Annotated in this window: 19 protein-coding genes; 3 read left to right on the forward strand and 16 right to left on the reverse strand. The window is 36.7% G+C overall.

What is annotated here, in order from left to right:
• Window positions 1-81 precede the first annotated feature (81 nt).
• The 7 genes from J2Z23_RS14500 to J2Z23_RS14530 all read right to left on the reverse strand — a co-directional run bounded on the left by J2Z23_RS14500 (window position 82) and on the right by J2Z23_RS14530 (window position 10,023).
• A complete protein-coding gene (locus J2Z23_RS14500; protein ID WP_064468959.1) occupies window positions 82-1,713 on the reverse strand; it encodes an ABC transporter substrate-binding protein in 1,632 nt (543 codons plus the stop codon).
• A 174-nt stretch (window positions 1,714-1,887) separates the two neighbouring features.
• Window positions 1,888-2,760: a carbohydrate ABC transporter permease gene (locus J2Z23_RS14505; RefSeq protein ID WP_057983554.1), complete on the reverse strand. Its 873-nt coding sequence runs from the start codon at window positions 2,758-2,760 to the stop codon at window positions 1,888-1,890.
• 15 nt (window positions 2,761-2,775) lie between these two features.
• Complete coding sequence (locus J2Z23_RS14510) at window positions 2,776-3,696, reverse strand: ABC transporter permease (RefSeq protein WP_238456248.1); 921 nt, start codon at window positions 3,694-3,696, stop codon at window positions 2,776-2,778.
• Window positions 3,697-4,826: 1,130 nt separating this feature from the next.
• On the reverse strand, window positions 4,827-5,672 hold the full coding sequence (locus tag J2Z23_RS14515) for an SDR family oxidoreductase (protein WP_057983558.1): 846 nt from the start codon (window positions 5,670-5,672) through the stop codon (window positions 4,827-4,829).
• Between the two features lie 246 nt (window positions 5,673-5,918).
• The gene (gene uxuA / locus J2Z23_RS14520) at window positions 5,919-7,016 is read right to left on the reverse strand and encodes a mannonate dehydratase (protein ID WP_057983560.1); all 1,098 of its coding nucleotides are present in this window, start codon (window positions 7,014-7,016) and stop codon (window positions 5,919-5,921) included.
• A gap of 167 nt (window positions 7,017-7,183) precedes the next feature.
• Window positions 7,184-9,241: an alpha-glucuronidase family glycosyl hydrolase gene (locus J2Z23_RS14525; protein WP_064468970.1), complete on the reverse strand. Its 2,058-nt coding sequence runs from the start codon at window positions 9,239-9,241 to the stop codon at window positions 7,184-7,186.
• A 104-nt stretch (window positions 9,242-9,345) separates the two neighbouring features.
• Window positions 9,346-10,023, reverse strand: a complete 678-nt coding sequence (locus tag J2Z23_RS14530) for a GntR family transcriptional regulator (RefSeq protein WP_057983743.1) — start codon at window positions 10,021-10,023, stop codon at window positions 9,346-9,348.
• Window positions 10,024-10,359: 336 nt separating this feature from the next.
• Between J2Z23_RS14530 and J2Z23_RS14535 the strand changes: the two genes are divergently transcribed.
• Entirely contained in the window at window positions 10,360-12,477 is a 2,118-nt protein-coding gene (locus tag J2Z23_RS14535; protein ID WP_209974352.1) for a methyl-accepting chemotaxis protein, read from the forward strand.
• 266 nt (window positions 12,478-12,743) lie between these two features.
• Here J2Z23_RS14535 and J2Z23_RS14540 read toward each other — a convergent pair whose 3' ends face one another.
• The 5 genes from J2Z23_RS14540 to J2Z23_RS14560 form a co-directional block, all read right to left on the reverse strand.
• Window positions 12,744-13,202: an OsmC family protein gene (locus J2Z23_RS14540; RefSeq protein ID WP_057983563.1), complete on the reverse strand. Its 459-nt coding sequence runs from the start codon at window positions 13,200-13,202 to the stop codon at window positions 12,744-12,746.
• A gap of 367 nt (window positions 13,203-13,569) precedes the next feature.
• Window positions 13,570-14,577, reverse strand: coding sequence for an endo-1,4-beta-xylanase (locus tag J2Z23_RS14545; protein ID WP_209974354.1), 1,008 nt, complete (start codon window positions 14,575-14,577; stop codon window positions 13,570-13,572).
• Window positions 14,578-14,629: 52 nt separating this feature from the next.
• A complete protein-coding gene (locus J2Z23_RS14550) occupies window positions 14,630-15,550 on the reverse strand; it encodes a carbohydrate ABC transporter permease (RefSeq protein ID WP_057983567.1) in 921 nt (306 codons plus the stop codon).
• A gap of 12 nt (window positions 15,551-15,562) precedes the next feature.
• The gene (locus J2Z23_RS14555) at window positions 15,563-16,423 is read right to left on the reverse strand and encodes an ABC transporter permease (protein ID WP_082881504.1); all 861 of its coding nucleotides are present in this window, start codon (window positions 16,421-16,423) and stop codon (window positions 15,563-15,565) included.
• Between the two features lie 275 nt (window positions 16,424-16,698).
• Window positions 16,699-18,375 carry an ABC transporter substrate-binding protein gene (locus tag J2Z23_RS14560; protein ID WP_057983571.1) on the reverse strand — a complete coding sequence of 559 codons (1,677 nt, stop codon included), beginning with the start codon at window positions 18,373-18,375 and terminating at the stop codon, window positions 16,699-16,701.
• A 448-nt stretch (window positions 18,376-18,823) separates the two neighbouring features.
• Between J2Z23_RS14560 and J2Z23_RS14565 the strand changes: the two genes are divergently transcribed.
• Window positions 18,824-19,126 carry a hypothetical protein gene (locus J2Z23_RS14565; RefSeq protein WP_057983573.1) on the forward strand — a complete coding sequence of 101 codons (303 nt, stop codon included), beginning with the start codon at window positions 18,824-18,826 and terminating at the stop codon, window positions 19,124-19,126.
• 149 nt (window positions 19,127-19,275) lie between these two features.
• Here the strand turns inward: J2Z23_RS14565 and mgrA are convergent, their stop codons facing one another.
• From mgrA to J2Z23_RS14580, 3 genes are all read right to left on the reverse strand, one after another.
• Window positions 19,276-20,274, reverse strand: a complete 999-nt coding sequence (gene mgrA, locus J2Z23_RS14570) for an L-glyceraldehyde 3-phosphate reductase (protein ID WP_057983575.1) — start codon at window positions 20,272-20,274, stop codon at window positions 19,276-19,278.
• 139 nt (window positions 20,275-20,413) lie between these two features.
• Window positions 20,414-21,289 carry an SMP-30/gluconolactonase/LRE family protein gene (locus J2Z23_RS14575; protein WP_057983577.1) on the reverse strand — a complete coding sequence of 292 codons (876 nt, stop codon included), beginning with the start codon at window positions 21,287-21,289 and terminating at the stop codon, window positions 20,414-20,416.
• Between the two features lie 156 nt (window positions 21,290-21,445).
• The gene (locus J2Z23_RS14580; RefSeq protein WP_064468957.1) at window positions 21,446-22,459 is read right to left on the reverse strand and encodes a zinc-binding alcohol dehydrogenase family protein; all 1,014 of its coding nucleotides are present in this window, start codon (window positions 22,457-22,459) and stop codon (window positions 21,446-21,448) included.
• An 849-nt stretch (window positions 22,460-23,308) separates the two neighbouring features.
• Between J2Z23_RS14580 and J2Z23_RS14585 the strand changes: the two genes are divergently transcribed.
• On the forward strand, window positions 23,309-23,956 hold the full coding sequence (locus J2Z23_RS14585) for a protein kinase family protein (RefSeq protein WP_338011608.1): 648 nt from the start codon (window positions 23,309-23,311) through the stop codon (window positions 23,954-23,956).
• Window positions 23,957-24,153: 197 nt separating this feature from the next.
• On the opposite strand, the gene J2Z23_RS14590 is transcribed toward J2Z23_RS14585, so the two are convergent.
• The coding region (locus J2Z23_RS14590; protein ID WP_209974356.1) for an SH3 domain-containing protein at window positions 24,154-26,214 on the reverse strand (2,061 nt) is incomplete at its 5' end.

Below are 26,214 nucleotides of genomic sequence, written 5' to 3' on the forward strand. Positions count from 1 at the left end.
GACCTCTGCACTAAGAAATAGGTAAACTACCTGCAATAAAACCATTTTTAATTGCAGGCAGTTTTCTCACATTAATTGTATTTATTTTTCCTTTTTATATACCTCATTAGCCAAGTCAACATAATCGTTCATTCCCATATCCTCTAATTCTTTGAGGTAATCATCCCATTTTGCTAAATCACGATCACCTAAGATAAATTCATATGTTGCTGTATCAACAAAATCTTTTAAAGGAGTGCTTAATAGTGTTGATCGCTCCAACTCCATTTCATCATATCGAATTGGCGGATCAGGTAAAATCAACTCTTTCGTTTCATGCATGGCTTCTTGGAATTCAATTTCTTCCTCACTAAACATCGAATGAAGAAGATCAGTTGTTCCACCATAGGCAAAGTTTCCTCCGGAGAAACCAAAATCAGCATTCAACGCTTTCGTCCCATCTGGATTTAAACCAACGTAATTTACATCTTCTGTTAGAGTGCGCTTCCCATCAGCATCTTTTGTATATGTTTCTCCCTCAACTCCCCATTTCGCAAACTCTTGTCCTTCATCGCTATACCATAACCAGTCAATAAATTGGAGAATCGCTTCAAAGTTAGGATCATCCTTCACTTTTGAAGATAGCATAATCCCATTTTCTAATTTAGAGCCTCCCATTACTTGTCCCGCTGGTCCACCAGGAACGACAATTTTCTTGATCGCAAATTTATCTTTACCAAGAATTTCATTCAGATCATTACGATAATCAACAACCGTTTGTGAATTTGTACCGATTACAAATGATTCCCCATTCACAAACTTTTTCTGAGCTTGTTCATCATCCTGTGTCACACTTTCTTTATCTAGTAATCCTTTATCGACAAGATCATGGAAATATGTCACCATTTCTTTGTAGCCGTCAGATGCTGGACCAAAAACGAACTCGTCCTTATCCTTATCAAAATTCAAAGCGGATCCCAGTCCCCATCCCGCCGAAGTTCCAAAACTAGTAGCTGCAAAGTTCAAGGTACTTTTAAATTCCCATCTATCTGAGAAAGGTGTAACATCAGGGTAAGCTTCTTTCATTTTTTCCAAAATAGTTTCTAATTCATCCCAAGTTGTTGGCATCTCAAGATCTAACTCTTCCAAAATATCGGTACGAATAGCCAATGTATAGTCTGGCCAAACATCTTCATGGAGACCAGGTAACACATAATATTTCCCATCATCTTGGCGTAATGATTCAAGAAATGGTTCAATCTCCCACTTTTCTACTTTTTCTTTATAGTTAGGCATCAAATCCACATAATCACTAATTGGCAAAATCGTACCTGAAGAAACGAATGGTACTTCTTCACCGGGATATGTTTTTGGTATAATGATCGGTGCATCACCACTACTGATTAGTAAACTTCTCTTCTGAGCATAATCACTCATAGGGACAATCGTCATATCTAAAGTAACATTTGTTCTTTTCTTAATTTCCTCAAATAAAAGCCAATCTTTTTTATATGGATAATTGGGATGATCACTATATAACATCGGAATAGTGATCTCCTCTTTCGCTTTAAATGTATCTCCTACAGCATAATTTTCCATAGCATTTTCACTTTCGGGTATGTCCGCTTTTTTACTACCTTCTGTTTTTTCTGAATTATCACAGGCGGCTAGCAAAAAGCCAATGATAGATAAAAAAGATATTAGAACTAAGAACTTTTTAAACTTTTTCTCCAATTGATACTCCCCCTTTAGTCATAATAGACATTGGTAATCATGCAACTAGTAGTGAATATGATTTGGATCGATCCACCTCCTTAAAATGGATATAGGAGTAGCTAAATTCGAAAACTTCCTGTGATAACTTCAGTTTGACTTACTTTAATGAACTCCAGTAGTGACCAATCAATCCTACCCTTTCACAGAACCTAGCATGACACCTGAAACAAAATACTTTTGCACATACGGGTAGACACATAAAATTGGTAACACGGTTAGAACCATTGTGACCGCTTTAATATTGGATGATATTTGTGAAAGATCATCTGCACTTGTGGCCCCGACTGATCGTGTCGAATCTGCTCCTTTTATTAAGTTCCTTAAATAAATCTGGACAGGAAATAGATCTTTATCTTCTAGATAGATAAAAGCCGGGAACCAGGCATTCCAATTTCCCACAGAATAGAATAATGTCATTGTCGCTAGTACAGGTGCCGATAGAGGCAAAACGATTCTGAACAAAGTTCCATATGTACTAGATCCGTCCATGATCGCGGCTTCTTCCAGTTCATCAGGGATGTTCTGGAAAAAAGTTTTCATGATCAACATATTAAAGACACTAATCGCGCCTGGTATTACAATCGCCCACATCGTATTACCCATTCCAAGTGATTTGACTAATACGTAGTTGGGAATCAATCCACCGCCGAAGAACATTGTAAATACAGCAAACATCGTAAAAAATTCTCTGCCTAATAGCCGTTTCTTCGATAAAGCATAAGCAAACATCGTTGTCATAATCATTTGAATGATTGTCCCAACTACTGTATAAACAACCGTGTTTTTATAATTAATCCAGAACATACTGTCTTTCACAATAATTTTATATGTGTCGATGTTAAACCCTTTCGGCCATATATTCACTTTTCCAGAAGTAATAAAAGATTCAGAGCTAAATGATTGAGCGACGATATTTAGAAAAGGGTAAAAGGTTAAAGCAACAATCAGTATTAAAACAGTCACATTAAATACTCTAAAAGCTTTATATTGTATAGATTCTCGCAAGATTCTTCCCCCTCCTTACCACAAACTACTATCCGTAAGTCTTCTGGAAATATAGTTAGCAGAAAAAACCAAAATAAGTCCGATAATCCCTTCAAATAAACCAATCGCTGTAGCATAGCTAAAATTACTAGATTCTAATCCTACTCGATAAACATATGTAGCAATAACATCAGATGTTTTGTAGTTCAAAGGATTATATAAGAGTAATATTTTTTCAAAACCAACGGCTAATAGATTTCCTATATTTAAAATTAATAATGTAATAATAGTTGGGAGAATACCGGGAATCGTAATATGGATCGTCTGTTTCCAACGATTCGCCCCATCGATCTTTGCTGCTTCATATAATTCATTATTAATACCAGTCAGGGCAGCAAGATAAAGGATCGCTCCCCAACCAAGCCCTTGCCAAATTTCCGAACCGATATAAATCGTTCTAAACCATTCGGGTTTCTGAATAAAACTAATCCGATTTCCAGTAAAAAACTCGACAATATTATTGATTGATCCATTGACAGCTACCAATTCCAAAATCATTCCTGATACAATGACGATTGAAAAGAAGTGAGGTAAATAGGAAGCTGTTTGTACAAACCGTTTAAATTTCATCGATTTTAGCTCATTTAATAATAGAGCGAAAATAATTGGAGCTGGGAAAGTAATAATTAAGGTTAAAGTACTCAAAATAAGTGTGTTTTTAAAAACTTTATAAAAAGTCGGATCCGCTATAAACATTTTTATATAGTGCAAACCCACCCATTGCTCACCAAATATACTTCCTCCTGGGACAAATTTCCGAAAAGCAATAATATTGCCGGCCATTGGGCCATATTTAAAAATAACCAGATAAAGAATGGGAAGTACTAATAAAGAATAGAGTTGCCAATCTTTTTTTATAGCCCTTAATACTATTGTAGTTTTGGATGTTTTCTTCACATATACATCCGCTTTAGACTTTCTAGCTATTTGTTGCACAAACACTCCCCCTTAGAAAACCTATAAGATCCATCAGTCTAATTAAACGCTTCCAAATTGTAATAACGCTTACAAAATTAACATAGTTTGTCCATTGGATAATCAAACTTATTACTTTGAAACAACTTGGTGATCAAAGTTTAATAACAAGTTTTGAGCATTTTCCTCAATTCCTAAACTATCTAACCTACTAGTATGTTAGTTTAATTATATAATAACTTTGATTGTTGAAATAAGCAATACCCTTTCACAGTACTTCTACTCTTTTTTACATTTTTCTATGGAAAAGGGGCATAGCTACGCTAAAGTATTTTTATTCATCACATCATGAGTAAAAAGCTAGAAAGCACACTTCGGTTTCATTCATTCATTCATGAAACCGAAGTGGTTTCGCTCACACCGCCTTATATACAAGGGTACTTACTTCATACTTTTCCAAGCCTAGGTTGTGAGCATCCTTTCATGAATATTTTCTGTTATGTTTAGCTACTAAAGCTTTTATAAAACATTGCCTAGGAGCTTGGAAATATATATCGCTCCTAGGTGAGTTATTAGTACCTTTCACAAATAACATTTAAAACGCTAACCGGACATTGACTGTGAAAACAAAATTCATAGTCACTAGAATCCATTTCATATAGAGATTTTAGCATTTAAATCCGAACAACGTTGATTTACGCTTCAGGTGGACGATTTCCGGGGGGCGTGCGGTGATCTTCCTCGTCGCATATTACAGCATATTACTCCCGCGGGATCTCACCTGTCGCACTAATACACTAATCCCCAAGGAGTCGCCACCTTCCGCTCCAATCAACAAAGTTAAGGAAATAGATGGACTAACCATTCAATCTCCTCTAACAATAACGTTCGTGTATTGATCATTAATAAGCAATGATGAAATGGACTCACTAAACTAGAAATTCACCAAAAATATAGATTATGAATAACCCATCCTTTTGTTCTGTTCGTGATCTTAAATAAACAGACATCCTTCTTTCTCTTAACCATAAGAAAAAAGGTAGCCTTGAATGGTTTAAATTCACTACTTCCACTTTCTGTCAAATACGTTTCTAAAAATCTCCTAAATTCGCTTACACCCCTGAATAAGCCATAAATCCACCATCAACTGGGATACAAACTCCTGTGACAAATCCACTCGCTTCCTTATCTACTAACCATAATAACGTTCCTAATAAATCCTCTGGAATTCCTAACTTTCTCATAGGCGTATGGGCAACTATCTTTTCCATTCTTGGTGTTGGCGAGCCATCCTCATTCGTAAGCAAGGAACGATTTTGATCAGTTAAAAAGAAACCGGGTGCAATGGCGTTAACACGAATATTTGCTGATGCCATATGAACAGATAACCATTGTGTGAAATTGTTGATAGCCGCTTTTGCTGCACTGTATGCCGGAACTTTTGTCATTGGACTTGGCGCACTCATTGATGAAATATTAATAATCGAACCTTGATTTTCGATCATCCGCTTCGAGAAAATTTGTGTAGGAATCAATGTACCGATAAAATTTAGATTAAAAACAGATTCAAATCCCTCCGTAGATAAATCAAAAAATGATTGAGTATCCGTGTCATCTATATCTGCTAAATGGAAGGTTTCATTTGTTGTACTTGCCTGTGGATGATTGCCACCTGCACCATTAATTAAAATCTCACACTTCCCATACTTTTCAAATACTAGTTTATCTGCTTTTTTAACACTTTCCTTATCTAATACATCACATTGTACCGGAATTGCTTCTCCTCCCGCTTCTTTGATCTCGTCAGTCACTTTTACAGCTTTTTCATACGTACGATTTAATATTGCCACTTTCATCCCTTGTCTGGCGAGTTCTCTCGCCATACAACCACATAATATTCCACCGCCCCCAGTTACGACGGCTACTTTTCCTGCTAAATTTGGATTCTGTACTAACAACATGCATTCTCCTTTCTTTTTTATATTTTTATCAAATACTTTAGATCAGTTATCATCGTAGTGGAATAAATATTTGCTTTCATAGACAAGTTGTAAGCCAAGTGAACAAATTATTCCATACAAAAGCCTTCCCGCAAGAAGTGAAGAGTTTATCTTCGATCTTTCAATGCATCTTATAGGTAGCATGCTTTTTATTTTTCCAACGTGCTTTTACCTAACAAAGAGAAAAGCTCATAGAGTAGATGATTAAATCGTTTTCGTATTAATGCTGGAATTTGCTTCCTTTTTTATAGCTTCTAAAGAGTCCCAGATTCCCCAAAGATACATGATCCCTAATGCGCGATCATATAAACCATACCCAGGCCGACATTTTTCATCCCAAATATGCCGACCATGATCTGGACGCGCATAACCATTAAATCCACAGTCATGATAAGCTTTGACAATCTCGTACAGATTAAGAGATCCATCTTGACTGCGATGAGATGTTTCAATAAAATCGCCATTTTCATAGATTTTTAAATTTCTAATATGGGCAAAAGGAATACGATCATGAAATTCTCTTATCATAGCAGGGATATCATTTTGGTGATTCGCTCCCAATGATCCACTACATAAAGTAATACCATTATAAGGACTATCAACAAGCTTAAGAAGTCTACGAATATTTTCCCGTGAGATCATTAATCGTGGCAACTCAAATATCTCCCATGGCGGATCATCTGGATGAAGGGCCATTTTAATATCGTATTCCTCTGCTACTGGAATGATTTGTTCTAAAAAGTACTTTAAGTTATCCCATAGTTGCTCTGTTGACACATTGCTATAAGCAATAAAAAGCTTTTTTAACGATTTTAGTCGTTCTGGTTCCCAACCCGGCATCGTGAAATCTGGGGTATGGGCGATTTTCTCTACTAATTCTAATGGATCCATTCCATCCACTTTCGACTTTTCGTAAAATAAGGCGGTTGAACCATCTTCCAACGGTTTAAATAAATCGGTTCTGACCCAATCAAATACAGGCATAAAATTATAGCAAATGACTTTTACACCAATTTTGGCCAAATTTCTCATCGTTTGCTTATAATTTTCAATATACGTATCTCTAGAAGGGAGGCCAAGCTTAATATCATCATGAATATTAACACTTTCCACGACTTCTAAATGAAACCCATATTCATCTGCTTGTTGTTTTACTTCAAGAATACGGTCTACTGGCCACGCTTCACCTGCTGGTATATCATGGAGCGCCCAAACAAGCCCTTCCACTCCAGGAATTTGTTTAATATGACGTAAACTTACTCCATCATTCCCTTTTCCAAACCACCGAAATACCATCCTCACGCATTATTCCCCCAATTGAAGTCATAAACTATAGTTTGAAACCTTAATCGTAGGTATTGACTTCAATGCCCTACGATTGTCATCTTGAAAATATCGGGCAAGCGACAATTGTTAAGTCACTCACTGCTGGTGATTTTCATTCTTGTCTTTTAAGGTAAATAAAACTACTAATAAATTGCTCTATTTTCCTCATCTGCAATCCCAGATTTACGGTAAAAATATGTATTTACCTGGTCACGCCATTCTTTCGCATTCTTCAATTGTAGCTGTAAACGATTTGAAACATTTGTAAATCGTTCCTCGTCTATCTTGCCTTGTAACTGGCTCCACTTTTCAATTAGCCCTTCCACTTGTGCTACCCCTTTAAAATGGGTGTCATAAATGTGTTGAATCACTGTTTTTCCAGACTTTAATCTATGCGTATAAGGGACATGGTGAAAAAATAGTAGTAATTCATCTGGACAAGATTCTAAAGCATTATACATTTCCTTATTAGGTGAGAAATATTGGCCAGCATACCCAGTACCTGTTTCAAGCGTACGATCGACCCCAATCCCATCTCGATCTGCAAAATGATAGGTTCCCCAAACAGAGTATTCATACCCATCAATACTCGGGCCATAATGATGGTGTGGGTTGACCATCCAACCTACTCCTAAAGGAGCTGTATAATTTTCATATATCGACCAAGAATCTAATAGCATCTGTTTAATTTGTTCTATTAAAAAGGAATCATGCCCAAAAGTCACCCGAATCCATTCCTCTGCTAGTTCTTCCGAGGTAAGCTCTGGATTCCAAATAAGGCGTCCATATCCATATAAATTAGCTTGCGCTAATGTATGTCCAGTCCAGTTTGCATCATCACCAATATTTGATACAGCACATATCCCACTAAATTTAGCATTATACAAAGAACCATCCACTATTTTTTTTATAGCTGATCCTTGCCCATGGGCATAAGTATCAAACTCAAGCACTTCTTTCCATAATGGCACAAGAAAACATAAATCTTTCTGTTGCCCTGTATATTCTTGGGCAACTTGAAACTCCATCATTTGATTTGTCTTTTCAAGCGCCCCAAACAATGGTGAAACTGGTTCACGCACCTGAAAATCCATCGGACCATTTTTCACCTGTAAAATCACATTATCGAGAAACTGACCATCTAAAGGCTTAAAATGGTCATAAGCAGCACGTGCTCGATCTGTAGAACGATCACGCCAATCTTGCAGGCAATTATAGACAAAACATCTCCATATCACGATCCCACCGAATGGTTTAAGAGCTTGCGCTAAAACATTGGCACCATCAGCATGATCGCGTCCATATGAAAAAGGACCAGGTCGATGTTCTGAATCCGCTTTAACAACAAATCCACCAAAATCAGGTATGTAGCCAAAAATCTCCCCTGCTTTGTTTTTCCACCATTTTTTAACTTCATTATCTAACGGATCAGCTGTAGATAAGCCACCAATTTCTATTGGACTCGCAAAATTGATACTTAAGAAAGTCTTAATACCATAAGCACGGAAAATATCGGCGATTTTCGCAACATCCGCCAAAAATTCATGCGTAATTAATTTCGTTTCTACCTTCCAAACATTCACATTGTTAATCGAAATTGCATTAATCCCTACAGAAGAAAGAAGTCTTGCATAATCTCTTATTCGCTTATGATTTTGAGTAATTTTATTATGATCATAAAAAATTGACTGACCTGAATAACCGCGCTCAACACTGGCATCAATATTATCCCATTGATTAAGCATTCTAATTTGATTTTTGGGGGATTCAATAAACTCTAGTTGATTAAGTGATTCTCTGAGTTGAAGCAAACGCAATAGATGATGGACCGCATAAAGAACTCCTTTATCAGATTTCCCAATCAGAAGTAGCGTTTCTTTCTCTTTCTTTTTAATTGTCTTAATAAGATATCCTTCTTCATTTATTTTCTGGAACAATTGGCTATCCAGGCCATACTCCTGTAAATGAAGCTGTTCATATGTTCCCATTATGATAGAAGCTTCCATCGCTTCATCTTTATAAATAATCGGCTCTATATCTAACATGGATCGTAGTCCATTCTTTAATTCCTTCAGGGCAGAATGTAAAATGACAGATTCACCCTTCACCGCAACTTCCTGACAGAATTTCCGATAATCTTCACACAAATTACGATCATTAATCCTGTCATATTGGAGCCAACAGGCATAACTTTTTTCCATTTTTATCGATTCTTTCAAATCCAGTTCCATCACTATCTCTCCTCCATCTCTCCTTGATAACGATTTCATTTTAGTTATCAAATGATACGCTATCCGGTTAATTCCTATTTAAAATAGCCCGGATAACGCGATTTAAGTTCTTCCTTTTCATAATTCACTAATTTTAAATGCTGTTCCATTGTCTCTTCAGCAAGTTCTGGCTTATTTTCCGAAATATATTGAAAAATCGCTTTGTGTTGATCAAAGAGAACAGGCCAATTTAAAATGGATGAGATACTTAACATACGTACTCTATCAAAATGACTATTCATATGCCTGATCATTTTAAATGAACGAACTTTTTTACATCCTTCAAATAATAAAAGATGAAAAGACTCATCAAGATCAAACAAATCAGAAATTAATCCTTTTTCTAAACATAATTCCTGCATAACCAAGTTTTTCTCCATCTTCATTAGTTGCTCATCACTAAAAGTGCCACAGGCGTCCCTAACAATCGCTTTTTCAATATTTTCTCTAATAAAACGTCCTTCTTCCACTCGTTCCAAATCAATCTTCGTAACAAAGGTGCCGCTTTGTGGATAGATACCTAATAACTCCTCTTCTGCCAATTTCAAAAAAGCTTCTCTCACAGGCGTTCTACTTACATTAAGTTTAGTCGCTATTTCATTTTCAGAGATTTTTGTTTCCGGTTCTAACTCACAATGAATGATCTGTTTTTTTATGGTTTCATATACATAATCCCTAGTGGAACCATTCGTTCTTGTACGCACTCTACTAATATCCCTCACCTCAAATTGTTATAGTATCTAATTCTACATTATATTGTAGCATTTCCTGGGCTCTATGTATACTAGTATGGTAATTAACTTTCCTAGCAATTATTTTCACACCTCTATCAAAAAACCGAAATGTGCCTTTCAGCCTATAATTTATTAACTTTTTAGTGATTTTTTCTTTTTTCTGTATTTTATTGCCAATTCACTTAGTTCAAATGGTATAATCAAACTAGAAAAAATGTCTGGAGGTAAAAAAATACTAGGAGAAAAGAGATATATTCCATTTTTAGTTGCCAAAAGCTAACAATCAATTTCATAACACTGGGGGGAGGAAGTAGGATGAGACACTTAAGTAAATGGTTGAATAAGATTAGAGGAATGAGTAAACAGCTTATTCAAAAAGTTCCTTTTAAAAGCAAAAAGTTAAATAAAAAGATTGAGAAAACAGAAACGATAAAAACTAAAAAATCAATTAGTACGAAAATTTTATACAGCTTTATTGCAACCGTTTTAGTGTTTGTTTCTGTTGTGGGAATTTCCTCTTATATTATTTCCAATCAGATTATTAAATCAAAAGTAAAGGATGCATCAGAACAAACAATTATTCAGGCAGGAGATAAATTAGACTTTATCTTTGGTAATTATAAAAACCGCATCACAGAATTGATCATGAAAAAGAACTTTTCCAATAATCTAGTAGCCTTACATAATATGGATGGAGATACAACCGACTATCAATATTTTCAGTTAAGAAAAGAAGTCGAAGATGAATTAACCAATGTGGCGATGGTCGATAATAATTTGAATATCCATTTATTTAATGTTGAAAGGTCTGAAGTCATTTCATCTGCCAGATTTTCAGACAATACAGAAGTATTTGAAGCTGAATGGTATAAAACAGCGCTCGATTCTAAAAACGGTGCTATTTGGATCGGGGGGAGCCAATTAGGTATTAACGGTGATAGTTCATATCCAACGGTTAGTTTTGGCCAAAAGCTTAATATCGGAAATAATCCCTACCTTATTGTTCTTGAATTAGACAGTGATTTACTTAAAGAATCATTAGAAGATGTCCGCTTTGGAAATAATGGCTTAGCGAAGATAGTAGACCAAAACAATCAAATCGTTTTTTCTTTTGATCATGAGGAAATTAATACAGAAAACAGTTATCCTATTTCAACTGAATCAGAGGCAAATGTATTTGAATCAGGGAAGCAACTTATCTTTCAAGTCAAACCTGATAGCACAGAATGGTATTTAACTGGAGCATTGTCTTCTGCCGAATTAACTAAAGATACGAAAATTATTTTTTACGTTACAATTTTAATGATCATTTTATCCATTATCGTCTCTTTATTTATTGGAAGACGAATTGTGAAGATGATCGGTGTTCCATTAGGCAAAATAACAGCATTAATGGCTGTGGCACAAAATGGAGACTTAACCGCACGTTCTGATCTCGGAAATCGTGATGATGAGATTGGGCTAGTGGCCAATAGTTTTAACAAAATGCTTGGGAATATTTCAGAAATGATGTGGAAAACAAGAGATTCAGCTAATAAAGTCTTACAGGCAGCTATTGAATTAAGCGAAGTATCAAAAATTCAATCGGAATCAGCAAAAGAAGTTGCCGTAGCATCTGAAGAAATCTCTAGTGGTGCTGCGAACTTGACCCATGAAGCCGAAAATGGCAGCGGTTTAGCAATGAAAATTAATGAAGAAGTAGAAAATGTATACAATAATAATACTGAGATGGAGAATTCCGCAAAAGAAGTTTTAGCAGGTAGTAATGAAGGCATTGATAAGATGAACGAGCTTGTGGCTCAGACGAAACATGGGGAGCAAATGACATCGGCACTTATCAATAAAACAGACACTCTCAAAGCAAGTACGAATCAGATTAGTGAAGTGATGGAGATTTTAACGAATATTGCTCAACAAACCAATTTGCTCTCACTCAATGCAGCCATTGAAGCGGCCCGAGCAGGTGAAGCTGGTAAAGGGTTCGCCGTTGTAGCAGATGAAATTAGAAAATTATCAGCCCAATCGAAAGAATCCATTGACACAGTCGGAAAGATTACTCTTGCTATTGTTAATGAAGTGAACGATACATTACAAGTACTTGAGGAAGCTAACCCTGTCTTTAAAGAACAAGTCGTAAAAGCCCAAGAAACAGATGTGATTTTAAATAAAGTGGGCACATATATGAATGAATTTATGAGTAAAATTGAACATGTATCCAATTCCATTCGACAATTACAAGAGTCACAAGATGTTCTATCATCCACCGTTCAGCAGGTAAGCGCAACAGCTGAAGAGTCTTCTGCTATAAGTGAGGAAGTTTCAGCCTCAACGGAAGAACAATTGAAAGTGAGTGATTCATTGGTTACTACTTCGAATGAACTGAAACGATTGTCGGAAGAATTGCAAGGGATTTTAGGAAACTTTAAGATTTAGTCCATTCAGTGCCTGTTCAACAAGGAGGAGAATAACGGACCAAGTTGGCGACTGACGTCAATCGCTAACGTCCGACACTATTCCATCACCCTGTACCTCGTACTTGTGCGTGTGTGCTGACTTATACGTTGCCCACAGGACGTGTCGGTACTTAGTCGAAGTTCCTTTAGCTCTTAGTGTCATTTTACCAGACTTTTGAAACATCCTCTTAAGTTAAAAAACGAGGCAATTGCCAGTCAAAGACTTGGCTTTAGCCTCGTTTTCTATTATTCTGCCTTTTTCCAGTTCGATTGGACTGGGACACCTGCATCAAGGAGTAAATTCATCACCGGGCAACGTTTTTCCACTTCCGCTTTTAATGCTTGAAGTCTTTCTGCACTTTCATTCGTTTTGATAATCACGTCAAAAGTGACGGATTGGAAGTGGGGAGATACACCTTTTACTCCTTTTAAGCCCTGAAGATCAATCTCTCCTATATTTTGAAAGTCTACTCCAGCAAAAGTAAAATTCTGTTCTTTAGCAATCAGCGCTATCATTACAGATGTGCAGCCAGTTAATCCAGCAAGAACAAATTCTACTGGATTTGCTCCTTGATCTGTTCCTCCTAATGAAGCTGGTTCATCAATAATAAATGAGTCAAAATCACGAATTTGGATACTCGTTTTCACTCCATCTTCCCATTTTCCAGCTGTTTCTACTTTTAATAATGTTTTCGTTGACGTCATTACTCTCACCTATTTCGTAGTATTTTTATAAGTTTTATTAACTATAAAATATTTTATGAAAATTCGCAAGAGAACTAAGCTTTAAGTTTACCGATTTTCATTAGAAGTGAAGACATCTTGTGAAAGTGTGGTATAATTTTTCACAGAAAGTCCTCCTTCTTGTGTTTTGTTTTGTTTTCGTCAATAAAATCCCAACACATTTTAGGGGGCTTTTTTACTTCAGAAAAGTCATATAGGCATCCAAAAAGCTTGGTTTATCACCTAACTTTTTGGATGCCTATATATGTTTAAAGGTCAAGGTTTATTTTTGGGTAAACTTAAAAACTAAGCTTCAATACTTTTAAGAACTAGGTTATAATCATATTGACTAAAATTGCATAATCTTCCAGAAAGAGGGCTTTGGCTGATGTTTTTCATCGAAGACAAATGGCCAGTTTTTTCTGCCTTTTACCGGAAAATCGCTTAACCATGTATAATCATCTGCCGCCCCCCAAAAGGTTACTCCAGTGATAACATCCGAGTATTCTCGGAATATATTAAAAAATCCTTCATAACGCTCTGCCTGTATAGCCTCCATGTCTTCTGTAGGTTCTGTAAGATCTTTTCTTCGATCATCAAAATCAAAAACAGATACATCCATTTCTGTCAGTTGAATCTGTAAGCCTAGAGTGGCATATTTTTCAATTGCCTGTCTAATATTATCATAAGATGGGCCAGATAAATTCCAATGAGCTTGCAGTCCAACACCATGAATAGGAACATCACGATCTACTAATCCTTTTACAAGTGTGTAAATCTTCTCACGCTTTTGTGGATGGGATTCATTGTAATCATTATAAAAGAGTAAAGCATTCGGATCTGCTTGATGAGCAAATTCAAATGCCCTGTCAATAAAATCCTCACCAATCGCTTCAAGCCATTTAGATTCGCGTAATAAATTTTGTCCCTCATCAGCAATAACTTCATTCACTACATCCCAACAGTAAATAGAATCCTTATAGCGTTTGACCACTGTAGAGATATGCGAATTCATCCTCTCTAAGACCGTCTTTCGATCAGCTAAAGAACCATTTTTATTGGTAAAAATCCAATCAGGAGTTTGATTATGCCAGACTAAAGTATGCCCGCGAACGAGCTTCTGATTTTCTTTCGCAAAGGAAACGAGTTTGTCCGCTACTGCAAACGTAAACTTTTCTTCTTCTGGCTGAAGTTTTTCAAACTTCATCTCATTCTCAGCCGTAATACTATTAAAATGCTTTTTTAATAATTCCTGTTGTGAATCAATTGTATCTTGATTCACAGCCGCACCGATAAAAAAATGATCTTTATATTTTTCGTATAATGAAGGGATTTTATCTTGGTTTCTTTGTGTCATTCCAATTCACTCCTTATTCTGTATCCTGGACTATCTTTCTCATTAAAACTGATTATTTTACAGCTCCTAATGTCATTCCTTTTACAAAATACTTTTGTAAGAAAGGATAGACACAAATAATTGGCAAGCTGGCAACAATTGTCATAGTTGCTTGAATAGATTTCGGGGTAACGATATTCGCATTAGCATTTTGCGAGTTAGCAAAGGCCGAAGCAGCATCACCTGAATTAGCACTTGAATTTTGTAGTATTTTCATTAATTCATATTGTAGTGTTGTTAAATTCGGATTACTTGAATTATATAAAAACACATCAAACCATTGATTCCATTGCATAACGGCAACAAATAATGCCACTGTAGCCAATACAGGTAGCGATAATGGTAAAACAATTCGGAAAAACATGGTAAATTCTCCAGCACCATCGATACGGGCTGATTCAAAAATACTCGTGGGAAGTCCTTCAATAAATGAGCGCATAATAATTAAATTAAATGCACTAATTAAGGCTGGTAGTATGTAAACCCAGAAGGTTCCAATTAAATGTAAGTCTCGCATAAGGAGAAAGGTAGGTATTAAACCACCATTAAAATACATCGTCATTATAAATATGATTGTCACTGACTTTTTTAAAACGAAGTTAGGCTGGGCAATGGCATAGGCAACCATAGCCGTACATAATAACCCGATCCCTGTTCCAACTACCGTTCTTAATACCGATATAATAATCGCTTGTGTAACAGATGCTTTGCTAAATACATGTTCATAGTTATGCCATGTAAATTCTCTTGGCCACAGGTAAATTCCTCCTCGTACCGAATCAGTGGCACTGTTGAGAGAGAGTGCTAATTGATTTAAAAATGGATAGAGCATGATAAGGCATAGTACAACCATGAAGGTAATATTAAGTGTGTCAAAAATGATATCTTCCTTTGTTCTCATCAAGCTTTTTCTTTTCTTCTTATTATTTTTCATGATGTACACCTCCTAATATAGTCCACCTTGCCCCAGTTTTTTCGATAAAGAATTAGCTGTGACTAAGAATATAAAGCTAATAACTGTTTTAAACATTCCTGCTGCAGTCGCAAGTGAGAAATTAAACATTGAAATCCCATATTTAATAACAAAGACATCAATGTTTTCAGAGTACTCAACATTCTGACCATTTCCTAATAAATATTGAGGTTCAAAGCCTGCTTCAAGTATATATCCAATATTCATAATCAATAAAACGATAATTACTGGCTTCATTCCAGGTAGTGTTACATGAAGAATTCTTTGAATTCGAGAAGCACCATCAATTTTTGCCGCTTCATATTGTTCTTGGTCAATCATCGAAATCGCTGCTAAATAAATAATTGCGTTCCATCCTACATTTTTCCAAGTCTCAGCTGACCCAAGAATTCCCCAAAAGTATTTTCCTATCCCTAACCAAAGAATTTCTTTATCAATAACACCGAGCCCCATTAAAATCTCATTAATGATCCCATCAATTGATAAGACAGATGATACTAAAGCCGCAGCAACAACCCATGAAAGAAAATGTGGTAAGTAACTAATCGTTTGAACAACTCTTTTGAATTTCATATTGGTTAATTCATTAATTAATACAGCAAGTCCAATTGCAGTCACAAATCCAAGTACAAGGTTAATTAAACTCTGTGCAAGAGTATTTCTGAGAACACCTAGGAAACGTTCATCTGTAAACAAAAATAGGAAATGTTTCAATCCAACCCACTCTTGTTCCGAGAATTTTAATGCTGGTTTAAAATCTTGAAAAGCCATCGTCCATCCCCAAATGGGTAAGTACTTAAAAACAAGCACCCAAATTACAAAAGGGACTGTCATCCATAAAAGTGCTTTTTGCTGTTTACATTTATGAAAAAATGTTTTAAATCTATTATCTGGATTCTTTTTCCTTATTTTTAGCTGTGATGTTGTTTCTGCTTGCAAATCGATTCCCTCCTCTGCAAGTAAGCCGACGAAGTTGTGAAAGATAAATTTAATCAGCGAGGGGTTTCCGCTAAACGGTTCATAACATTCGGTTACTCTCTCAATATCTCAAAAAAGAGGAAGGCTGCATTCCCCTCATCTGGATTGATTCAGCCTTCCATTTCCCTGATTTACTCTTCAGCAAGAGAAGCTTTATGTTGAACATAGTTTGTAATAACTTCTTCATAAGCTTCATATGGAAGTGCCTCAAACTTTTCTTTATAAGCTTCCCATTCACTGTCAAATTTTCCTGGATCAGCAAAGACCATTTCAGGAAACATTCGCTTCATTAAGTCATCAAGCTGTTGTTCATAAAGCTGTGCCTCTGAACCAGTCTTGATTGGTGCATCATAGGCTGGAAACCATGGTCTTTCATCAGGCTCAGAGAAGATCTCCGTAAAGGTCTCAATACCGTAAGCATCTAGAAACTCTTTTTCGCCATCCTTATAAGATATTGCGGCAACTTCAGGTTGCTTTGGCGGTTCTACAGCGTTCCCATCGGAATATAGGCCATTCGTTCGTGGCCAGCCCCATTCGAAATAGCTAAACCCAAATTCATCTCTAAATTCTGTCTTAGATGTCTGTTCTATTTGTTCCTCCGTGCGGTAATAGCGATTATCGTCCCCAATCTCATATGTCTCGCCTTCAATCCCCCACGTAATTAATTTTTGAACTTCTTCTTTGGCAATATGGTCTAAATACTTAATAATTCTAATTTGATCTTCTTCTGAGGTACCAGTTGTAATTCCCATTCCAGGGCTTGCCATAAACCCGATTGGATCTAAATATTGGTCTTTAATATCTTCTTCAAAAACAATCGGAAATGCCATATAATCATTATAAGGATCATTGTCTTCTGCGAGCGTATTTAAAGCCTGTCCAACTTGCCACCGATAATCGAAAAATCCTACTACACGACCAGATGTAATTTTAGATAAATACTCATCATAATTTTGTGTAAAGGACTCAGGATCAAATAGCCCTTTGGCATTAACGTCATTCATTTTTTGCAACCAACGCTTTGTATCATCATTTGCGTTATACACTTCTGCTTCTAGTGTGTCCATATCGATGAGACTACCCCCGTCGTTTGGATAGCCAGCAAGATGCATAGGTTGGTTAGAGAATGCGAAAAATCTCCAATCATATGTTAAGGCCGTAAATCCAATTGTATTGGCCCCATCGATCTGTGGGTTTTCCTTGACATAATCTTCAATAATAGCAAAATAGTCATCTAGTGTTTTTGGCTGTGGATAATCTAGTTCTTTTAAAACCTCACGCTTAATCCACCATCCTCCTTGTTCTGGATTCGGAGGCTTAGCATAACCATTCGACGCACCCGATGGAATGACATAAATATTCCCATCCTCACGCTTCATCATTTCTAAATAAGGGCCATACATTTTCTTTATGTTTGGTGCGTGCTCATCAATAAGATCATTCAATGCAATAAAGCCCCCTGCATCAATGACTGCATCAGTTGACTGCTCCGCATTGAGTATTTCAGGATATTCTCCACTTGCAATCATCGTTCCAATCTTTTGATTCACATCCCCTACGATATGCTCAATGTCAACATTCACACCCGTTTCCTCTTCAAACATTTTACCGAGCTTTGTTTCAGCTGTATTAATGTCCGTCCCTGGACCAGATGCATCAAAAAAATGATACGTATAAATTTCTTTACCCGGATCATTCCCACTGCCGCTACTATCCTTACTTGTTTTGCTCCCTTTACTACACCCAACGATGCCCAAGATTAAAATCAGGGCGATGCCCAAAACCAGAAATTTCCTTTTTGACTCCATCCATAAAGACCCCTTTTCCTTTTTTGTTTAAGTACTTCTGAATCCTTTTTCTGTAAGCACTTTCATTCTATCTTTAATAACGAATTTTTGTTACCCATCAAAGTATAGATAAAACTTAGGAAACTAAATGTCTTAAAAATGTGCAAGCGCCTTGATTTAAAGTAGACACCGACCACTCCATCAAACCAAGTTATAAGCTAAAATCTCCTTAAGTTCCAAGTTCATAAAAAAGTGCTAAGCTCGTTTTTTATCATTGTAGAGAAGCATAAAACGTATTTTCAATAAATAAAAATACAATATATAGGAAAGAATGATACGTAGTTTCTAGGTATCATTTCTAAAAAACATATTGTTCTATTAAGGCTTGAAATTACTCTAAAGCACTACTTTTATAGTACACTAAATCGAATAACATTCATTAGACTTTAAATAGCTGGGAGGTAAAGTAATGCTACCAATACCGAAAAATAGTGGCACATTTTGGACCGAATACAATGATTTAAGAATTCGTATTTCTTACGGTATTTATGATTCACATATATCTGTTTCAGCTAGTTATTATATTTGGGAAAATGAAAGTATTGTTGGTTTTTGCAAACATACGCATCTGCGTATGGCTTTAAAAGGTGCAATTAAAAGCTTATTAAATGAGATGGAAGAATGGGGTATGGATATTTGGGTCTCAACACGACCTAAGACTAAGCAAAAGGCCAAATTTATCTTTTTTCAAGCTGAGGAAAACCTTGATTAACCGGAGAAAAAACTATCCCTTCTTGTATGACGATAATATATTGATCATTATTCGATCCCTATAAATATAACTATGAATAGCCAGCCTTTCCTTACCACCCTAAAGGAAAAGTCTGGCTATTGTTGTAACACCAATCCCTGTCACATGTTCTACATATCAGGCGCAAGTATTCTATCTATTTCGTCCAACTCTTCAGTTGAAAAAGTAAGATTGTTTAACGCTTTTACATTTTCTTCTACTTGCTCCACTTTACTAGCTCCAATTAAAGCGGAGGTCACACGTCCCTCTCGCAAAACCCAAGCAAGAGCCATTTGTGCTAGACTTTGTCCTCGATCAGATGCAAGATCATTTAGTTGTTTGACTCGGTTCACTACATCAACCGTCACTTGATCCTTTTGCAAAAATGTATTTTTCTTAGCAGCACGGGAATCCCCGGGAACTCCATGTATGTACTTATTGGTAAGCAATCCTTGCGCCAATGGTGAAAAGGCGATAGAACCTACGCCATTTTCTTGCAATACATCTTGCAAACCATCCTCAATCCAACGGTTAAACATCGAATAGGATGGCTGATGGATCAACAATGGGGTACCTAACTCCTTTAAAATTTGGATCGCTTGAGCCGTTTGTTCTGCGGAGTAATTAGATATTCCAACATACAAAGCTTTCCCTTGGCGAACAACAGAATCTAATGCTTGCATTGTTTCTTCCAGTGGTGTATGAGGATCGGGGCGATGGGAATAAAAAATATCAACATAATCAAGCCCCATCCGTTTTAAACTTTGATCAAGACTGGAAATTAAATACTTTCTAGAACCCCAATCTCCATAGGGACCAGGCCACATATAATAACCTGCTTTTGTAGAAATGACCATTTCATCCCGATAAGGTGCAAAATCTTTCTTCAATATTTCTCCAAACATTTCTTCTGCTGATCCAGCTGGTGGTCCATAATTATTAGCAAGATCAAAATGGGTAATCCCTAAATCAAATGCTCGTCGTAAAATTGCACGGCCATTTTCGAATGAATCCACACCCCCAAAATTATGCCATAAGCCTAAGGTTAATGCTGGTATTAATAACCCTGATTGACCTGAACGGTTATATTTCATTGTTTCATAGCGTTGATTACTTGCTTGATAGACCATTTAACACCCTTCTTTCTTCAAATTCTTTTCAAAAACTCAGCTGTAAAATGCTTGCAAAGTCCGTTGTTGATTTTACTATCTTGAATTTCAATTGTATAAAGGTTTTTGGATAGAAACAGCTAAATTACTTAATCATTCCTTATTCAAATCGATAGGCCCTCATTCCTTTTACATCTGTTTTTACTTTAAATAATCCTCCTGAGCCAGGATACTCTGATAATTCGGATTCACTTAAACCAATTTTAGCCGTTGTAATATATAACTCATCGAGATTCTTCCCACCGAAAGCACAAGAGGTTACATTTTTTGCAGGAACTTGCACTTGATCAAGAAGTTTACCTGTCGACGGATTCCAGCGTGTTACTCGAGCTCCCCCCCAATGAGCAACCCAGAGCATCCCCTCCTGATCAATCGTCATACCATCTGGGTTTCCCATACCATCTGGGATTTTAATCGTTGTCTCCTGATATGATATATCACCATTTTCATCATCGTATTCAAATGTTGTAATCTCTTTTGTCGGGGTATCAATAAAATACATTTTCTTTTTATCAGGACTCCAAGCTAAACCATTGGATATGCTTACATTATCTAGCATTTTAGTAATCTTTTTATTTGGATCTAAACGATATAAGTTCCCTTGTCCAAGCTTTCCATCCATGGCCATCGTCCCTGCCCAAAAACGTCCTGATGGATCGCACTTTCCATCGTTAAAACGATTATTAGGAAGGCTTTCTTCAGGATTCGCAATAAAGCACAAATCATTCTGATGAATATCATATTGATAGATACCATTCTCCATCGCCAATAGAAAGCGCCCCGCTTTACCTGGGACAACTGCACTAACATACTGATCAAATTGAAACGTGCTATTTTCTTCCGTATTCGGATCAAAGGCATGTAACTTCTTCCCTTGAATATCGACCCAGTATAAAATTTCTAAGCTTTCATCCCAATGTGGTCCTTCCCCCAAAGTAGCTTGCAGATCTAATACTAATTCCGCCTGATAAGTCATACTATATCTCTCCCCCTACTGTTTTGTATATTGACTTTTTATAAGGCTCTCCCCTCAATCTTTATCCTCTAGAGAAAAGAGAATCCCCTTGTGAAATTCCCCCATTTTTACAATATGTGATATGACGATATCTCATCCATTCCAATATTTATTTGTCTATAATTCGATCATAGCCTTAATTACCTTCGAATCAGGTAATAACCAATGATCAAACTTGTTCAAAACGTCATCAAATGAACTATGGTGAGTAATATAATCACTGCTATTAATCGCATCTGTCTGTATCTTTCCTAAAACATAAGAGAAATCATCTGTTGTTGCATTCCTACTTGCTAATAGTGTTAGTTCTTTCTTATGAAAGTCAGGATCAAAAAAGCGGATCTCATTCTCTACTAAACCCACATAAATTAATTTGCCGCCATGTGCTACATACTGAAATGCGCCTTCCATTGAATGGACATTTCCCGTTGCATCAAACACAATCGTTGGAAAATTACCACTAGTCTGTTCCTTCAATAATGGAATGGACTCTTTGCCTGCTCGGATCGTTGCATCCACTTTCGCCCATTTTTCGCAAAACTCTAATCTTTCCTCATTTATATCCATAGCCAACACTCTTGCCCCTTGTTGCTTAGCAAAGGCCATTACCCCAAGTCCGATGGGGCCAGCACCAATTACAAGCACATTTTCCCCTTCTATGATTGCTGAACGTTTGACAGCATGGGCACCAATGGCAAGTGGTTCAATAATCGCAGCCTGATCAAGAGTAATTCCTTCTGCCTTAACTAAGTTTTGGATTGGGACAGATAGAACTTCACACATCCCACCATCTTGATGAACCCCAATTACACTTAAGGCTGTACAACAATTTGTTTTACCATTACGACATGCTATGCAAGCACCACAATGCACATACGGAATCACCGCAACCTGATCACCTACTTCTAATCCAACCTTATTTTTCTCAATATCGAGAATGAAACCACTCAATTCATGCCCTAAAATACGAGGGTACGTAAAATAAGGCTGATTGCCTTTATAAGCATGCATATCAGTCCCACATATCCCTATTCTTTTAAGGCGGATAAGTGCCTCCCCCTTTTTCTTCTTAGGCAACGGAAGATCCGCGAACTTTAATTTATAGGGCTTTTCACAAACAATGCTTTTCATTCAATCCCTCCTGTCCGTTAAAAAACGCATCTCTTTTGCCTAAAAAAATTCACTTGATTCCGCTTACATATAAAGGCAAAACTAGTTTCTTTTATATTAACATTATATGGACCTTTTTACTAATTTTGCAGAATATAACAAAAATATATCGCTGACATGGACTTAGCCGATGAAGCCAATTACATTCCGTACGATTCACGTCTAAGGTTTATTGGATGAGAAAGTGACACATTGAAAAATGATAAAAGGGAAAGAGCCTGTCTAGCGCGTTGAATAGGAAGTACAGCCATGTTCACCAAATGTCATCCTCTGACCAACGCCGTCCTGCTGGCTAGTTCCTCCTGTGACTAGATTAGGGCCCCCCACCTATGCTTCTCCAAGTTTTCTAAAAACTTAAGGTGAGCCTAACACTGGAATAAAAGATACTTAAAGCCGCATTACCCTCCCACTTAATTTGATTAATTGATTACAATAGTAGTATGAAAGTCGTGGAGAGTAATTCCTCATATTTGACCCCATCTCTATAAACGACTATAATGAATTCATAATAATTCTTATTCCGTATAAGGGGAGTAGCTATACAACAAAGTCGTCAATACGGGAACTGTTCCTCGGCTTTGTCGGCAATGCACTTGCATTGTTTGCGAGACCTTACCGATTATTTTGGTAAGGTCTTTATTTTTTTAAAGACGTCACGCCATAATCGGTGTGACGTCTTTTTTCATGTTTAAATTGGACAGGCATCCACGATAAGTTCGTGATAAAACCCTTCTTAGCAACTCTTTAGGCTACAGCATGACTCACCCCTTAGAAGATTGGGGTTCACTTGAAAGGAGTGTTCAATTGCTTTTGTATAAAGAATTAGCAGATAGTGTAGTAATAAAATATAAGAAAAGAAAGCCAGTCCTGATTAATTATGGAAAAAACTTAACATTAATCGGGGTTGGACGAAGCGCTTTTGTATTTAAAATTGACAATACATCAAAAGCTCTCAAAGTATATTATCCAAAACATCGTTATATAGCTGGCGTAGAAGCAAGTGTATATAAAGCCATTCATAACATTGACTACTTTCCTGCTCTTTATGAATCTGGCAATCATTATATTGTTATTGATTATATAGAAGGTCTTACATTGTTTGATTGTTTGACCAGTGGGATTAAAATTTCGGAAAAGGTTATATATGAAGTGGATCGAGCTTTATGTTTAACTCGAAACTTGGGACTAAACCCAGCAGACGTGCATTTGCGAAATATAATTATGACCCCTAGCGGCAAGATAAAGTTGATTGATGTCGCCCGTTTTTATCAAGCAACTGAATGTCCTCAATGGGGCGATTTAAAAGCGGCCTATTACCGCGTCTATACCAAACCGATATTTCCAAAGAAACTCCCTGCTTCTTTCTTAAATTTGATTGCCAATTTTTATAAAGTATTTCTTTATAAGGTAGATAGAAAGCATTCATTAGCCCGTTTTAATTTTAAACTCTTTAGATAAGAAGTAGGTTATAGCTGTTCTAAACATTACCATTATAATAAGATATTCACAGTATTTTAAAATTATCTAAGGAACTAAGGGTTCACTGTATTGGTTTCTTCCAAGTTTACTTTTCATAGCGCATTAGGATAGAAAATATCCTTTTTTAACGTAAAAGGCTCCAATCGTCGAAAAAATGACTTTTTGGAGCCTTGAGCTTATTTTGACTTAAAAACAGGTATATCAAATACTAAATTATAAGAGTTTACTAGACTATATAAATTATGGAGTTGATAAATCTGCTTGTCTGCCCAACCAATATCAGTTGCATATTGATGTGTAGCTGTTCCAGTTTTATCAGCACCATCTGGATTCCATCTCATTTTATATAATGTATTTTGGTTAGCATGGATATAACCATTTGAAATGTATTTTGCCCCACCGATAATTGCCTGCTCAGGTGTAAACCAACCCGCATTATAAGCAAATTGAGCTCCTTTAGCAACTGCATCACCATCGAAGGCACCTATTCCATACATATTATAAACGGTTTTCCCATTCACTTTAACACCATTGGCCAAAGTGGATCGCCCATTTCCTGTTTCAAGTAGAGCATGTGAAATCAAATACATTTCATTCACACCTAAAGATTCCCCAGCTTGGATAAATGCCGATGCTTTCCCACTTAATATACCTTTTCCAGAAAGAATTTGATCATTAACTTCTTTTTCTTGAACCTTAGTTGAAGTTGCTAGATTGACAAATTGCAAAGCTTTAATCGGATCTTCTGCAAAGTTATTCGGATCGACATAGTACTTAACATCCTCCGGACTTGCATTAACCCAAGCTTTTTTAAAATCAACTTGGTACCATGTATATCCATCTGAGCCCTTAACAGAAGAAAGAATATTCAACTGGGTACCTTTGGAAACTTGTCCAACTGTCCAAAAGTTTGTTCCAGCTCCTCCTCTAACATTCCAGCTATTCCCTATAACAGTTCCTACATTAGATTTTACTGATAATGCATCTTCTCTAATGTATGTATTGTATTTCGTATCTGTTTGTGGGTTAACCTTCATCTGAATATCCACAAACTCATCAATTGTAAAGCCATATTGACTGTAGACAGTTTCTTTTTGCTGCCCTTCTGGCGCTTTAATTTCACTTGTTAAAAACTGGGTACTTACATAGCCTTCTTTACCATTTGCCGTTACTTTTGCCCAGCCATTTTTTTCCGAAAGAACTTTTACTATAGTTCCTCTAGACAGTTTACTAACAATTGTGCCGTTCGTAGAAGCAGTAGAGCGCATATTTAAGCTTGAACCAGGATTCACATCTACATAACGTAAATTTTCTACGATATCCTTGTCATGATCAGCCTCAATTTCACTTTCCTTCGCATCGGAAAGAAACTTAGATTCTACATAGCCTTCTTCTCCATAAGCATTTATTTTCGCCCAACCATTTTCCTCTGAATACACAATAACTGGTACACCTGCCGCTACTTTAACTATTACAGATGCTTTCGTAGACGGCTTGGTATACATGCTTACGCCAGAAACTGATGCTACTTTAATATATTTTGTTTGTGGAGTCGACTCAGTACTTTCTTTACCTGCTGTCAAATACTGACTACTCACATACCCCGTTTTCCCATTTACAGTTACTTTCGACCAACCATTGGAATCTGATTGAACCGTTACTGCTGTGCCATTTGTTAAGCTTCCGATTATCGAAGCACTCGAACTTGCACTATTGCGTAGATTTAAAGTCGAACCTGCATTTACGGACACATATTTCGTCTCCGTCTTCTCTGGTGTTTCTGCTGACGGCTTTGATGGAGCTGTGTTCGTCTTGCCTGTTAAAAATTGACTACTTACATACCCCGTTTTCCCATTTACAGTCACTTTCGACCAACCATTGGAATTTGATTGAACCGTTACTGCTGTGCCATTTGTTAGGCTTCCGATTATCGAAGCGCTCGAACTTGCACTATTGCGTAGATTTAAAGTCGAACCTGCATTTACGGACACATATTTCGTCTCCGTCTTCTCCGGTGTTTCTGCTGACGGCTTTGATGGAGCTGTGTTCGTCTCGCCTGTTAAAAATTGACTACTTACATACCCTGTTTTCCCATTTACAGTCACTTTCGCCCAACCATTGGAATCTGATTGAACCGTTACTGCTGTGCCATTTGTTAGGCTCCCAATTATCGAAGCACTTGTACTAGCACCACTGCGTAGATTCAATTTAGAACCTGAGTTAACAGATACATATTT

Origin of the sequence: Lederbergia galactosidilytica (assembly GCF_017873565.1) — a bacterium.
GTDB lineage: Bacteria > Bacillota > Bacilli > Bacillales > Bacillaceae_C > Lederbergia > Lederbergia galactosidilytica.